Origin of the sequence: Pseudomonas sp. 3296, assembly GCF_031456615.1 — a bacterium.
GTDB lineage: Bacteria > Pseudomonadota > Gammaproteobacteria > Pseudomonadales > Pseudomonadaceae > Aquipseudomonas > Aquipseudomonas mucoides.
Genome location: NZ_JAVDUY010000008.1, coordinates 250,273 through 264,711 on the forward strand (window position 1 = coordinate 250,273; position 14,439 = coordinate 264,711).

Below are 14,439 nucleotides of genomic sequence, written 5' to 3' on the forward strand. Positions count from 1 at the left end.
GACTGAGGTAGTAGGATGTTAAGTCTAAATCTTTACGATACGGCATTTTATTTCATATTTGCCTTTTTGCTCCTGTTCGCCGCGTTCCAAACTCTGGTGCGGAATCACAGGGTTGTAGACGTCAATCGAGCCATAGAAATCTTTGTTGTTTTTTTTGCAATTGGCGTCGTTTCGCACTATGTGTCTAACCGGCCTTTTGATATGGAGGGTGATACGGCGGTCTATATTAATTTTTTTAATGATTTAAATTCTGGTCTGGAAAATCCCTTTGAAACGTTTGAACCAGGATTTATCGGTGTTGTGCGACTTTTTGGTTATTTATCGCTCGACTACCAGAGTTTTTTCTATTTAATTACGTTTGTGTTTTTGTGGTCATATTATTTTTTGATCAAGGCAGTGCTTGGCCGTCATTCGCGTTGGGCGTTGTTTGCTTTTGCAGCGATCTTGTTTTACCCGTTTTTCTTTTCCTTGACAGCTAATATTATTCGTCAAGGTCTCGCTTTATGTTTTATAAATTTCTCGCTGTGTTTCACTGCAATAGGGTGCCGAAGTCGAGGGATGTTTTTTACATTGTTTGCGGCTTTGTTTCATAAGTCATCCATCATATATTTCCCAATTCTTCTGTTTCAAAGATTGGTCTTGAAAATTGGAGTTTATGGTTTGGTGGTTCTTTGGTTTGTAGTGTCGTTGGCTTCATACCTAAAGTTGTTTGGGTTGTTGGTCGTTGTTTTATTTGATTTTTTGTCCGGTTATGGTTTGGTGATTAACTACAGTGACGTTGATAATGTTGATTATGTGACTGGGTTTAGATGGGATTTTTGGGCGTTTTCTTCGCTTGCTGTAATGTTGTTGGTGACTCTGAAATTGCTCGGAGAGAAACTACAAAAGCGAGAGACTTACATTTTCTTTATCTGTGCATTTCTTTCTTGTCTTCATATTGCGATGTTTGATGTGGCTTACAATGACAGGTTTGGTATCTATTCATGGATTTACTATCCGTTGGAATTGGCGTATGTCATTCGGGCGATTAGCATTAACTTTGCGAACGGTAAGCGGCGTTTTCACGTACAAGAAAAAGCTATCGCCTTCAAAGGAGTAGAAAATTGTTGATATTGCTGACAGGCGCCAAAGGGTTCATTGGAAGCCGCTTGCTTTCGCGTCTTTATGAATCTGGGCATAAAGTTAAATTGGTGACTCGTACCACCTGCGAGTGCGAGTTCAGCGGTGTAGAAATTGTTCATGCTGATTTGACGAACCCCGATACCGATTTTGATTTTTTGCTGTCCGGTTGTGATGTTGTTTTTAATTGCGCAGGTGAGATCCATGACGAGAAGTTGATGCGCTCTCTTCATGTGGATGCCACGGAGCGATTGGTCGCAGCTGCAAGTCGACTGGCAAGTGAAGAACGCCCGATACATTTTGTTCAATTGAGCAGTGTAGGCGCTTACGGGCCTGCTAGAGGAGTGGCCAGGGTTGTAAATGAACAAACCTCAGAGAATCCACAGGGTGTTTACGAAGAAACGAAAACAATTGGGGATTCTCGGGTAGCTAAAAATAGAAGCAATGCGTTTTTTAGTTACACCATTTTGCGACCCTCCAATGTGTTTGGCCAAAGCATGACCAATAATTCACTTAGACAATTGGGTCGGATTGTTAAAAAAGGGTTGTTTTTTTACATCGGCTCCGCCAAAAAAGACTCAGTAGCTACCTATATACACGTTGATGACGTTGTCTCTGCGTTGATGCTTTGCGGATTCGATCGTAAGGCAAAAGGTGAAATTTTCAACCTATCTAATGACTGCGCTTTATCCGATCTGATAGATGGGATGGCTGACGCGCAGCAAGTGTCACACCCTAAATGGAGTCTTCCGGAAGCCCCGTTGCGTCTGATAGTTAGCATCGCTAATCGGTTTTTATATTTACCTGTAACCCAGGCACGTATTGACGCGCTTGTAGCCAGGACCTCTTATCCATCTACCAAGCTTCGCGACACTCTTGGATTTATCCCTGAAAGGGAAGTGCCCATTGCCATTGGCGAGCTTTTCACGCAGAAGCCGGTAGTCTGATCAGGTGCATAACAATTGTGTTACGTGCCTGGTTACCCCAAAATATAAGCTATATTTTGGTTGTGTTTTACAGGTCTTGGGTCATCGGATTTTGCTGGTTCTGCGTGGGTATGGTCAGCGCCAAGGCATGAAGGGAGGTTTTCATTGCAAGCTAATGAATTAAAAATTGCTCGAGTTTCGACAGTACCGTTCTTTGTGGTCACCCAGCTACGAGCTCAGATCGAAGCGTTGAGCGCTTCCGGTATGGCGGTTACGGTTATTGCCAGTCGCGACGAAATGAGTGATGAGCTCACGGAAAGCAAGAGCTTCACTTATATTCCTGTCAATATTGAGCGGGAGATAAATCCAATCAAGGACTTTTTAAGTCTGATCACTTTGATTAGTACTTTCAGGAAAAACAAATTTGATATTGTTCATTCAACTACCCCGAAAGCCGGATTGCTTTGTGCGATAGCAGGCGTTTTTTCGGGGACGAAAATTCGACTGCACACGTTCACAGGGCAGCCTTGGGCTACGATGAGTGGCGTCAAACGAACGATTCTGAAAACGTGTGACAAGATTATTGGTTTGTTGAATACTCATTGTTATGCGGATAGTGAAAGTCAGAAAAAATTTCTCGTTTCCTGCGGGATAATCAAAGCAGAGAAGATATCGGTTATTGGTGCTGGCTCTTTGGCAGGTATCGATTTGAACCGGTTTGATCCGTCCCGCTACTCCTCGGAAAAATTAAGTGTTTTGCGAGCTGACTTGGGCATACCTGAGTCGGCCAAGGTTCTTTTATTTGTTGGTAGAATTACGCCTGACAAAGGTATTAAGGAACTTGTCTCTGCGTTCGGCGAGATCGTGAGTAAAGACAACAATATATTCCTTGTGCTTGTCGGTCCATTCGAGTCTGTCGGAGAGGATATAGTCAGGCAAGTGAAAGATGTGAATATACGAAAAAATATCAAGAAAGTTGGTTATTCCGATGAGCCTGAAAAATACATGGCTCTCGCTGATTTGTTATGTCTCCCTAGTTATAGGGAGGGTTTTGGTACAGTGGTTATCGAGGCCGCTGCAATGGGTACCCCAACGATTGGTACCGATATCTATGGCTTGACTGATGCAATAGTCGATGGTGAAACGGGAGTTTTAGTTCCCGTCAGAGATGCTGTTGCGCTTGAAAAGGCAATTCTCTCTACATTGAGCAACGCTCCATTAATGTCGGCAATGGGGGCTGCAGCCAGGGATCGTGCTCGCAACGATTTTGGCGCGAACAACTGTTCTGATTTATTGATCAATGAGTACAAGGGTTTCTCAAATTGACTATTGATATAGATCACGCACCTCAGCGAGTGTTGGTCACCGGGGCAACTGGCTTCGTTGGTTCCGCATTGGTCAGAGCTTTGGATAACCAAGCGGGTTATTTGCCGGTTTCCATCGTACGTTCAAAAGCAAATACGCCTGTTGCAGACTCTCAATCGTTCTATATCCCTGATATCTCATCATCAACCGAATGGGGGGATAGTTTAAAGGGCATCGCGGTTATAGTTCATGCAGCTGCACGGGTGCATGTGATGAAGGAAGTCGCCGCGGACGCGTTAACCGAGTTTCGCAAGGTTAATGTCGAAGGTACAGTCAATCTTGCCCGGCAAGCTGCACAAGCCGGAGTTAAACGTTTTGTGTTTATCAGTTCAATCAAAGTGAATGGTGAGGAAACGGATCCTGGTCAACCATTCACTGCTGACGATAGTCCAGCTCCTTCCGATCCCTATGGTATTTCCAAGAAGGAAGCGGAGGAGGCGTTACTTGCTCTGTCGCTGGAAACGGGGATGGAAGTTGTTATTATTCGTCCTACCTTGATTTATGGACCAGGCGTCAAGGCTAATTTTCGAAACATGATGGGGTGGCTCAAGAAAGGTATACCTCTACCTTTCGGTGCTATTCATAATAAACGCAGCCTGGTTTCGCTTGAAAACCTGGTCAGTTTGATTTTGGTTTGCCTGAAACATGATAATGCTGCCGGTCAAATATTTTTAGTTAGCGATGGCGTTGACTTGTCTACGACTGAGTTGCTGAATCGTACTGCCGAAGCTCTAGGCGTCAAGAGTCGGTTGATTCCCGTACCTGAGCGATTGCTCATTTTCGGCGCAGTTGCTTTGGGGCGTCGAGCATTGTCCCAGCGATTGTGCGGATCGCTGCAGGTTGATATCAGTAAAACCCGAACGTTATTGGGTTGGAATCCGCCTGTTTCCGTACAGGATGCCTTGAATAGAACGGCTAAAGAATTTTTGGAATATCGTTGATGACCAGCTTATATTGGATTTTACCCTTGGCGCTTGCCGGTGCACTCGCTGGAACCGCTGTACTGCGTCGATATGCGCTCTCCAATAGTCTTATAGATATTCCGAATGCGCGAAGTTCTCATGTACTGCCTACCCCCAGGGGGGGGGGGGTGGCCATTGTTGTCTCATTTGTATTGAGCGTAGTTTTACTTGCGCTGACCGGGCAGGTTGAATGGTCGCTGACATGGGCAATCGCGGTGCCTGGGGGCGCAATCGCTGTTATCGGTTTTCTCGACGATCATGGCCATATCCCGGCACGTTGGCGATTGTTGGGGCATTTTTTCGCGGCGATTACGGGGTTGTTTCTTCTCGGCGGATTGGCGCCGATTCAGCTCTTCGGGACGTCGGTGAATTTAGCTTGGGCTGGTTACGTGTTCGGAAGTCTTTATCTTGTCTGGTTGTTGAACCTCTATAACTTTATGGACGGGATCGATGGACTGGCAAGTATGGAAGCGATATTTGTGTGTCTGGGAGGGGCACTGCTTTATGTTGTTTCCGGAAACTTCGAATTTGTGTGGGGCCCGATAGCGTTGGCGCTGGCGGTGGCTGGTTTTCTGTATTGGAATTTCCCCCCTGCGCGTATTTTCATGGGCGATGCGGGTAGTGGGTTCTTGGGGATTACGCTGGGCTTCTTGTCGTTGCAGGCCGCATGGGTCAACCCTGCATTGTTATGGGGGTGGCTCATTTTATTGGGCGTATTCATCGTCGACGCGACCTGTACCCTTGCTGTCCGACTGGTCAAGGGCGACAAAGTGCACGAGGCTCATCGCAGCCATGCTTATCAATATGCTTCACGTCAGTTTGGTGGGCACCTGCCCATCACCTTGTCCGTCACCGGCATCAACCTGATTTGGCTGTTGCCGATTGCCACTTTGGTGGCCTTGGGTAGTCTCGAGGGTTTTGTCGGTTTGTTGATAGCCTACGTACCATTGATTCTCTTGGCCTTGCGGTTCAAGGCAGGTCGACGCGAAGGTTGATTCGGTTCTTCCTCCCGGCGCAGTTTTCAGGGGGCGCAGGGGATGAAGAGCCTTGAAGTCAATTGAGATAAACCCTCTTGAGCTTTAAGCTTGTCGCTTGCTTTTTTGAAAAGGATATTGAGATGTTTCGCCAATGGCTACTCCAGCTTCCTCGGCGGCAAAAAAGGCTGATGCAGGTTGGGACCGATGTAGTGTTGGTCTGGATTGCGCTTTGGATGGCTTTCGTCGTTCGCCTTGGAATTGACGAGATCATAAATCCGTTGAGAGATCACACGTGGTTGTTCCTGTGTGCTCCTGTCATCGCGATTCCGCTATTCATACGTTTCGGTCTGTACCGCGCGGTTCTACGTTATTTCGGTAACGATGCGCTGATCGAAATCGTGAAGGCCGTGAGCTTGTCCGCGCTCATCCTCGGCCTTGTGGTCTATTGGTATAGCAATCATCAGAATGTTGTGCCCCGCTCGATTGTTTTCAATTACTGGTGGCTCAGTTTGCTGATGATCGGCGGGCTGCGGCTGGCGATGCGTCAGTATTTCCTCGGTGACTGGTTTACCGCTGCCCAGCACGTACCGTTTACGAACAGGGACAATGGATTGCCCAAGGTTGCCATTTATGGCGCCGGGGCGGCGGGCAACCAGCTCGTCGCGGCACTGCGCATGGGGCGGGCAATGCGTCCGGTAGCCTTTATCGATGACGACAGCAGTATTGCCGACAGGGTTATTTCGGGATTACAGGTTTACAAGCCCAAGCATATTCAGCGAATGATCGATGCGACTGGCGCTCAGGAAATCCTCCTGGCCATACCCTCGGCCAATCGTGGACGCCGTCGTGAGATTCTGGGGTACCTGGAAGGGTTCCCGCTGCACGTGCGAAGTGTTCCCGGTTTCATGGACCTGGCAAGCGGTCGCGTGAAAGTCGATGATATCCAAGAGGTCGACATCGGCGACCTGCTTGGCCGTGATGCAGTACCGGCACAGGCCGATCTGCTTGAACACTGCATCAAGGCACAAGTGGTTTTGGTGACCGGTGCCGGTGGTTCTATCGGCTCTGAACTGTGCCGGCAGATCCTTGCCTTGCGACCGACCACTCTTTTGCTGTTTGAGCACAGTGAATTCAACTTGTACAGCATCATGTCGGAGTTGGAGCAGCGGATCGCGCGTGAATCGTTGCCTGTAAAGTTGCTCTCGATCCTTGGCTCCGTGCGTAACCAGGACAAACTGCTGGACGTAATGAAGACGTGGCGCGTCGATACGGTTTATCACGCTGCGGCCTATAAGCACGTTCCGATGGTTGAACACAATATTGCCGAAGGCGTACTCAACAATGTCATCGGTACGCTGAACACCGCGCAAGCCGCGTTGCAAGCCGGCGTTGCCAACTTCGTACTTATTTCCACGGACAAGGCTGTCAGGCCAACTAACGTGATGGGCAGTACAAAGCGTTTGGCTGAAATGACGCTCCAGGCCCTGAGCCGCGAACTGGCCCCTGTTTTGTTTGCCGATACGTCGAATGTATCCCGGGTCAATAAAACCCGTTTCACGATGGTGCGTTTCGGGAACGTGCTGGGATCCTCCGGGTCGGTCATACCGTTGTTCCACAAACAGATCCAGTTAGGTGGGCCTCTCACCGTTACTCATCCGAAGATCACCCGCTACTTCATGACTATCCCTGAGGCCGCCCAACTGGTGATTCAGGCGGGTTCAATGGGGCAGGGTGGTGACGTTTTCGTTCTGGATATGGGCGAGCCGGTGAAGATTGTAGAGCTGGCAGAAAAGATGATTCACCTTTCTGGTCTGAGTGTGCGATCGGAAAAGAATCCCCATGGTGATATTGCCATCGAGTTCACGGGGCTTCGTCCTGGTGAAAAACTTTACGAAGAGTTACTGATTGGCGATAACGTTGCGGCGACTCTGCACCCGATGATCATGACTGCCAGCGAGGACTACCTTTCCTGGGATGTGCTCAAGGCAAGGCTGGTCGAGTTGTTGGCGGCAGTTGAGCAGGATGACTACTCTCGGGTCCGCCAATTGCTGCGTGATACGGTCAGCGGCTACACCCCCGACGGGGACATTGTCGACTGGATCTACCAACAACGACGCCTTGAGCCCTGATTGTTTCACATTCTGCAACAGACACATTTTTGACAAGCTCCCACCATCGCCTAAGTTTGGAGAGCAGCTTCGGAAAAGCTGCTTTCTCAAACGATGTTATGGAGCTTCATCTATGCGTACTGGCTATTTCTACTCTTTGGTTTTTGCCCTGCTCACCAGCGCCTCTATTGCCGCTATCGCCGCGCCAGCTATGAAGCCAGAGCCTGCCAATGCACCTATGGCACTGGAAGTTTCCCCTAAGGCGCAGTCTGGCAAAGTCGATCTCAATGAAGCCGATGCCCCGACATTGCAGCGTGAGCTGTCCGGTATAGGTGAGGCCAAAGCCAAGGCGATTGTTGCTTATCGTGAGAGTAATGGACCATTTTCGTCTGTAGACGAACTGCTGGAAGTGAAAGGGATAGGGAAAGCGATTGTGGACAAGAACCGCGAAAAGCTTCAGGTGAACTAAGCTTGTAACTCAAGCCCAGAGGCCGGTCATTGACCGGCCTTTTTTCATTCTGGGAATACGGGAGGGGAGACGCCTTTCATCGGCTGATAAAAAATTATGGCTATCATATATCGCTGATATTATGCCTATAATTCATTCGCGTGCCGCTGAAGCGTGCTGATCTTCAGACGCTCACTTTCCTCAAGTATTTTCCTGGAGCACAGTCATGACTTCCTCCCAGTCCCAAGGTACGGCCCTTGTTACCGGCGCATCTTCCGGTATCGGTGCGATATACGCTGGGCGGTTGGCGGCGCGTGGTTTTGATTTGCTGCTGGTCGCTCGCGACGAGCAGCGGCTTGAGGCGGCAGCGAGCCAGTTGCGCACTGAGTATGGTGTTCAGGTAGAAGTGCTGAAGGCAGACCTGACACAAAAGGATGATGTGCTGAAGATCGAACAACGTCTTCGCAGTGATTCGAGTATCAGCCTGTTGCTGAACAACGCTGGCGTCGCGTCGGATGGTCTGCTGGCAAATGCCGACATGGAACAGCTGGAAAAGCTGATTCAACTGAATGTCACTACGGTCACCCGCCTGGCATCGGCGGCAGCCGCCAGTTTTGCCAAGGCCGGCCGGGGTTCGATCATCAATATCGCATCGGTGGTCGCGCTGTTCCCTGAGCGCTTCAATGCGACCTACAGCGCCAGTAAAGCTTATGTGTTAAGCCTGACCCAATCCTTGAATGCCGAACTGGATGGCACCGGGGTCAAGGTCCAGGCCGTTTTGCCGGGCGTCACACGCACCGAAATATGGGAACGCTCCGGTATCGATGCTAGCCAGATACCCGCGGAAATGGTCATGGACGCAGGTGAGATGGTCGATGCTGCGTTATCCGGCCTGGACCAAGGTGAACTGATCACCATTCCATCGTTACCAAACGCCTCTGAGTGGGACGACTTTGTGAAGGCCCGCCTGGTCATGGCGCCGAATCTCTCCAAAAGTACCGCCGCCGCACGTTACAAATGAAATACCGTCAATCGTATTGAGGTAATTACGGCATGAGTGATCGTCGAGTAGTTGTCACCGGCATGGGCCTGGTGTCTCCATTGGGTAGCGGTGTAGAAGTTGTCTGGGAGCGTCTGCTGGCCGGGCGTTCCGGGTTGCGGATTTTGCCGGACGAGGTGGTCGCCGATTTGCCGGCAAAGGTGGGCGGTGTGGTGCCGACTGCCGAGGAGGATGCCGAGGCGGGTTTTGACCCGGATCGGGCGACGCCACCCAAAGAACAGAAAAAGATGGACCGCTTCATTCTGTTTGCCATGGAAGCCGCGCGACAGGCGTTGGAGCAGGCGGGTTGGCAGGCGCTGGACGCGCAAGCCCAGGAACGTACCGCAACCATCATCGGCTCAGGAGTCGGCGGATTCGGCGCCATTGCCGATGCGGTGCGCACCACCGACACCCGTGGCCCACGGCGACTGTCGCCCTTCACCATTCCGTCGTTCCTGGTCAACCTCGCTGCGGGTCATGTGTCGATCCAGCACGGTTTCAAAGGCCCGTTGGGTGCTCCAGTGACGGCGTGTGCGGCGGGGGTTCAGGCGATTGGTGATGCCGCGCGGCTGATTCGTTGTGGCGAAGCGGACATAGCCGTGTGCGGCGGCGCGGAGGCGGCGATCGATCGGGTCAGTCTTGCCGGGTTCGCGGCGGCGCGTGCCTTGTCCAGCGGTTTCAATGAAACCCCGGAGCGAGCTTCCCGGCCGTTCGACAGTGCTCGCGACGGCTTTGTGATGGGCGAGGGCGCGGGCCTTCTGGTGATTGAATCCCTGGAGCACGCTCTGGCGCGCGGGGCTCAACCGTTAGCCGAGTTGGTCGGCTACGGCACCAGCGCCGATGCTTACCATCTGACGGCGGGCCCGGAGGATGGCAATGGTGCACGACGGGCGATGTCGCTGGCATTGGCACAGGCCGGTGTTTCAGCCGCACAGGTGCAACATCTCAATGCGCATGCCACGTCGACGCCAGTGGGCGACCTTGGCGAATTAGCAGCGATCAAATCGTTGTTCGGTTCAGACAACAAGGTGGCGGTAACATCGACCAAGTCGGCGACAGGGCATTTGCTCGGCGCTGCTGGCGGGGTTGAGGCGATTTTCACACTGTTGGCGATTCGCGATCAGATCGTGCCGGCCACTTTGAACTTCGATAACCCGGACCCGGCGGCGCAAGGTGTGGACATCGTCCACGGTCAGGCGCGGCCAATGGCTATCGAGTACGCGTTGTCCAACGGCTTCGGTTTTGGCGGAGTCAATGCCAGCGTGTTGTTCAAGCGCTGGCAGGGTTAATCCTGCGGTTGTTTAAGAAACGCGCGGGTCACGTCAAGAATCCGCTGAGCCAGCTCCGCACTCTCGACACTGCGCGATAACAACAATGCGCCGACCAGGGCGGACATGATGAAAACGCTCTGGTCAGCGGCATCTTCGCCTTCAAGGCTGTTTTCTATTTGTTGGAGTCGTGCGTTCAGCACCACGTCCGAGGTCGGACTTGGCTGCCCGCGCAAGCCGAGTTCCGAGGACATGGTCGGTAACGGGCATCCTTCATGCGGCGAGGTCTGGTGCCATTGCGACAAATAGGTGTCGATGAACGCTTCCAGCGGGCGATCCTGGGCGAACAGCTCGGCGCAGACGGCGTCGCACTGATCACCCGCCGCTTGCAACGCCTTTTCAACCAGTTCGTCCTTGGACGTGAAGTGCGAGTAAAAACCGCCGTGGGTCAACCCCAGGGCTTTCATCAGCGGTTGCAGGCCGGTCGCACCAATACCGTCGCGGCGGAATCGCGCTGACGCTTCCTTGATGATGCGCTGATGGGTCTGGGCTTTATGGTCCTGCGAGTAACGCATCTGAAATCTCCGCAACAATGCGCCATCTTAACCAATGAAAATAAGATGGCGACTGTACTTCTACTTCTATCAAGCATGCAGATGCGTCCAACTCCGTCCTGAACACGACATGATCTGGCACGGATAGTGATTACTCATTAGCCAGAGATTGTTGAACAATCATAAGGCGAAGCGCATGAGCAACGGACAGTCCCTGGCCGACCACATCACACTGGAATTGCGTGCGGACATCATTGGCGGCCGATTGGTGCCCGGCATGGCGTTGGTGGAAAACGATCTGGTATCTGCCTATAACGCTTCTCGCAATACGATCCGCGAGGCCTTGCACCGCTTGGGTCAGGAAGGGTTGACCGTGTATGTCCGCAACAAAGGGGTGAGCGTGCGCAGGCTGGGCGTAGTGGACGTGCGTGACCTGTTCAAGGTCCGGCGCACCCTCGAGTTGCAAGCCATCAATGCCAGCCCGCCGCTGCGCGACGATCAGTCGGCGCGGATGCTCCAGGCCCTGGAAGCCACCGAGCTGGCCAGGGAGCGTGAGGACTGGCGTGCCGTCGGCACTCACAGCCTGGCCTTTCATCAACACATCGTCGGGTTGCTGCGCAGTCCGTTGTTTGATGAGTTCTTCACCAACGTTGTTGCGCAATTGCGCCTGGTGTTTTCCACCGCTCCTGATGAATCACGTTTTCAGGCGCCCTGGCTGGCGCGTGACCGGCAGATCCATGCCTTGCTGGCCGAGGGCGATACCCGCGCAGCTGCGGATGCGATGAGCCTTTACCTGGATGATTCGGAACACCTCCTGTTGCAGATATGTACCCCTTCTTCCCATCACTGATCGAGGATTCGTGCCATGTACAAAGACTATCCGGCGGCCTATCAAGTCAGCAAAGGCTCGGCGTTGCAGGTGGATACAGCCTTCTACGAACGGATTCGGGATGCGAAGAACGGGCGGACGCTGATCGAGCAGTTCGAAGTACCGATCCGCACTGGTCGGGCCTGGAACGTGCCGGCAGGCCATGTGTTTCGTGTCACCACACCGGTCGGGCCGCAAGTGGGGGATTTCAACGTCTGGAACGCCCATGACCCACGGGAGCGCTTATGGGCGGCGCGCACCCGTCAATTGCAGGGCGCCCACGTCAGCACCCACGACCGGCTCTGGTCGAACCTGCCTTTTTTGCGGCCGCTGGTGACGATTACCGACGACAGCCTGGCGGGTTATGGCATCGACGAACACGGCGGTCGTTTGCACGATTTACTCGGCACCCGCTGCGATCCTTATGTGAACAAGATGCTCACTGGTGAGGACTTCCATCATCACTGCCATTCCAACCTGACTCGCGCCGTTTTGCCCTATGGCCTGACCGAGTTCGACGTGCATGACGTGCTGAACATTTTCCAGTGCACCGGTCTGAATCACGACGACCTTTACTTCATGAAAGCCTGTCCGGCGCAGAAGGGCGATTACCTGGAGTTCTTTGCCGAGATCGATTTGCTGTGCGCGCTCTCGACCTGTCCAGGTGGTGACCTGTCGCTGGCCATGTGGGGGCCGGATGCGCAGGATCCGCTGACCGTATGTCGACCGCTGGGCGTGGAGATTTATCGGTTGCAGGAGTCGTTGCTGGAAGGCTGGAGCCAACCGGAGCGCGCGGCGTACAAAGGTATGCACGGCTTGCACATCGCCAAAGCCGACTGGGAACAATAAAAGCAAACCCCCTGTCATTCACTGAGAATGACAGGGGGGTTTTCGTTAGCGGTCCTGTGCTTCCTTGGCATCCATTTCCGCATTGCGTTCAGCGACGCGTTTTCGTTGCTCTTCGGTCAGGTCGACCTTGGTGGCGGTGTCTCGCAACATCATCAAGCCACCAACGATCGAGCCGATTGCAACGACCAGAATCAACCAGGCATACCAGGGCATAGGGCTCTCCTTGAGGCAGGGCGATTGGCGGAGGTCGCCAATCGATCGTGCATACCACTTTGAGCGATGGATTTTCGCAGTGGTTCCATTCTATGCCTGATATGCCAACTGCACCTGAAGCGTTTACAGCCCGGTCAGCATCGCGTCTGCCGGTGCGTCTGCACGCAATTGCGCCGTGAGCAGGAAGTACACGAAACCCACCGCCATGAAGCCGAGGAAAATCACCCCGATCAGTGCGTTGAACCACGCCATCGCCACCAGGCACACCACCGCCAGCACCAGCGCGATCATCGGCACCAGCGGATAGCACGGCGCTCGGAACGTACGCTCCAGGTTCGGTTCGGTTTTGCGCAGTTTGAATAGGCTGAGCATGCTCATGATGTACATCACAATCGCACCGAACACCGCCATGGTGATCATCGCCGCGGTCAGTGTCATGCCGCCGAGGTTGATCAAACCGTCGCTGTAAATCGCCGCGATGCCGATCACGCCGCCAGCGATGATTGCCCGGTGCGGCGTCTGGAAACGCGACAGTTTCGCCAGGGAGGCCGGCAGATAACCGGCCCGGGCCAGGGCGAAGAACTGCCGCGAGTAGCCGAGAATGATCCCGTGGAAACTCGCCACCAGCCCGAACAGACCGATCCATACCAGCATGTGCAACCAGCCCGAGCTTTCGCCGACCACGGTTTTCATCGCTTGTGGCAGCGGGTCGTTGATGTTCGACAGGGTGCGCCAGTCGCCGACGCCACCGGCAAAGAACATCACGCCCATCGCCAGCAACACCAAAGTCAGAATGCCGCTGATGTAGGCCTTGGGAATTGTACGCCTGGGGTCCTTGGCTTCTTCGGCGGCCATGGCGGCGCCTTCGATGGCGAGGAAAAACCAGATGGCGAACGGAATCGCCGCGAACATCCCGGCTATCGCCGGGGCACCGAACACATCGCTGCCGGCCCAGCCATTCAGCGCAAAGTTGCTGAAGCTGAAGGCCGGCGCAACCACGCCCATGAACACCAGCAGTTCAGCCACGGCCAGTACGCAGACGACCAGTTCGAACGTGGCCGCGAGTTTCACCCCGAGGATGTTCAGGCCCATGAACACGATGTAGGCACCGACCGCCGCGTGTTTGGGGTCGAGTGCCGGAAACTGCACGTTCAGGTAAGCACCGATTGCCAGGGCAATCGCGGGGGGCGCGAAGACGAATTCGATCAGCGTCGCCAATCCTGCGATCAATCCGCCTTTTTCGCCAAAGGCGCGGCGACTGTAGGCAAAGGGACCGCCGGCATGGGGGATCGCCGTGGTCAGTTCGGTGAAGCTGAAGATGAAGCAGGTGTACATCGTCGCGACCATGAACGAGGTCACCAGAAAGCCCAATGTACCCGCGACGCCCCAGCCGTAGCTCCAGCCAAAATATTCACCGGAAATCACCAGCCCGACGGCAATGCCCCATAAGTGCAACGTGCCCAGCGTGGGTTTGAGTTGTGTGTTCATGCGGTTGCTCCCTGAACGGTTTGGATTGCTCGGGGGAGGGTGTTTGCAGTGGGCGTGCCAGTGTTGTGATGGCAGTCGTAAAGCGTAAAAAGGTGTCGTATCGGGGATGTTCGCTGCGGGATGGACGCTTTTTTGTGCGCCAGTTGGGTGCGATGTTGTCTGACCTGCCGCCATCACGGGCAAACACCACTGTAATGCGGGCATAAACCCACTCTTTACGCTTTCTTTATGCCCTGCCCACACCCTCGATCTCGT

At 53.3% G+C, this 14,439-nt stretch carries 14 protein-coding genes; 11 read left to right on the forward strand and 3 right to left on the reverse strand.

The window, feature by feature from the left end; genetic code table 11:
• Positions 1–15 precede the first annotated feature (15 nt).
• The 9 genes from J2X66_RS23035 to fabF all read left to right on the forward strand — a co-directional run bounded on the left by J2X66_RS23035 (position 16) and on the right by fabF (position 10,233).
• Positions 16–1,110, forward strand: coding sequence for an EpsG family protein (locus tag J2X66_RS23035; RefSeq protein ID WP_310268937.1), 1,095 nt, complete (start codon positions 16–18; stop codon positions 1,108–1,110).
• Positions 1,104–2,066 (forward strand): NAD-dependent epimerase/dehydratase family protein, encoded by a 963-nt coding sequence (locus J2X66_RS23040; protein ID WP_310268940.1) that lies wholly within the window; start codon positions 1,104–1,106, stop codon positions 2,064–2,066. Before J2X66_RS23035 ends, J2X66_RS23040 begins: the two co-directional genes overlap by 7 nt.
• Positions 2,067–2,210: 144 nt before the next feature.
• The gene (locus J2X66_RS23045; protein WP_310268942.1) at positions 2,211–3,371 is read left to right on the forward strand and encodes a glycosyltransferase family 4 protein; all 1,161 of its coding nucleotides are present in this window, start codon (positions 2,211–2,213) and stop codon (positions 3,369–3,371) included.
• The gene (locus J2X66_RS23050; RefSeq protein WP_310268945.1) at positions 3,368–4,351 is read left to right on the forward strand and encodes an SDR family oxidoreductase; all 984 of its coding nucleotides are present in this window, start codon (positions 3,368–3,370) and stop codon (positions 4,349–4,351) included. The genes J2X66_RS23045 and J2X66_RS23050 overlap by 4 nt, the downstream gene beginning before the upstream one ends.
• On the forward strand, positions 4,351–5,367 hold the full coding sequence (locus tag J2X66_RS23055; protein WP_310268948.1) for a glycosyltransferase family 4 protein: 1,017 nt from the start codon (positions 4,351–4,353) through the stop codon (positions 5,365–5,367). Before J2X66_RS23050 ends, J2X66_RS23055 begins: the two co-directional genes overlap by 1 nt.
• A 122-nt stretch (positions 5,368–5,489) precedes the next feature.
• Positions 5,490–7,478, forward strand: coding sequence for a nucleoside-diphosphate sugar epimerase/dehydratase (locus tag J2X66_RS23060; RefSeq protein ID WP_310269290.1), 1,989 nt, complete (start codon positions 5,490–5,492; stop codon positions 7,476–7,478).
• Positions 7,479–7,590: 112 nt separating this feature from the next.
• Positions 7,591–7,926, forward strand: a complete 336-nt coding sequence (locus J2X66_RS23065) for a helix-hairpin-helix domain-containing protein (protein ID WP_310268951.1) — start codon at positions 7,591–7,593, stop codon at positions 7,924–7,926.
• A gap of 205 nt (positions 7,927–8,131) precedes the next feature.
• Positions 8,132–8,926, forward strand: a complete 795-nt coding sequence (locus J2X66_RS23070; protein WP_310268954.1) for an SDR family oxidoreductase — start codon at positions 8,132–8,134, stop codon at positions 8,924–8,926.
• A 32-nt stretch (positions 8,927–8,958) separates the two neighbouring features.
• Positions 8,959–10,233 carry a beta-ketoacyl-ACP synthase II gene (gene fabF, locus J2X66_RS23075; protein WP_310268956.1) on the forward strand — a complete coding sequence of 425 codons (1,275 nt, stop codon included), beginning with the start codon at positions 8,959–8,961 and terminating at the stop codon, positions 10,231–10,233.
• Here the strand turns inward: fabF and J2X66_RS23080 are convergent.
• Positions 10,230–10,787: a TetR/AcrR family transcriptional regulator gene (locus J2X66_RS23080; RefSeq protein ID WP_310268959.1), complete on the reverse strand. Its 558-nt coding sequence runs from the start codon at positions 10,785–10,787 to the stop codon at positions 10,230–10,232. The two genes, fabF and J2X66_RS23080, sit on opposite strands and share 4 nt — an antisense overlap.
• Positions 10,788–10,962: 175 nt before the next feature.
• On the opposite strand from J2X66_RS23080, the gene J2X66_RS23085 reads away from it, so the two are divergent.
• Positions 10,963–11,616 carry a GntR family transcriptional regulator gene (locus J2X66_RS23085; RefSeq protein ID WP_027925682.1) on the forward strand — a complete coding sequence of 218 codons (654 nt, stop codon included), beginning with the start codon at positions 10,963–10,965 and terminating at the stop codon, positions 11,614–11,616.
• A 15-nt stretch (positions 11,617–11,631) separates the two neighbouring features.
• On the forward strand, positions 11,632–12,483 hold the full coding sequence (locus J2X66_RS23090) for a DUF1989 domain-containing protein (RefSeq protein ID WP_310268966.1): 852 nt from the start codon (positions 11,632–11,634) through the stop codon (positions 12,481–12,483).
• A gap of 45 nt (positions 12,484–12,528) precedes the next feature.
• On the opposite strand, the gene J2X66_RS23095 is transcribed toward J2X66_RS23090, so the two are convergent.
• Positions 12,529–12,696 (reverse strand): DUF2897 family protein, encoded by a 168-nt coding sequence (locus tag J2X66_RS23095; protein WP_081744012.1) that lies wholly within the window; start codon positions 12,694–12,696, stop codon positions 12,529–12,531.
• Between the two features lie 123 nt (positions 12,697–12,819).
• On the reverse strand, positions 12,820–14,184 hold the full coding sequence (eat, locus tag J2X66_RS23100; RefSeq protein WP_310268971.1) for an ethanolamine permease: 1,365 nt from the start codon (positions 14,182–14,184) through the stop codon (positions 12,820–12,822).
• Between the last annotated feature and the right edge of the window lie 255 nt (positions 14,185–14,439).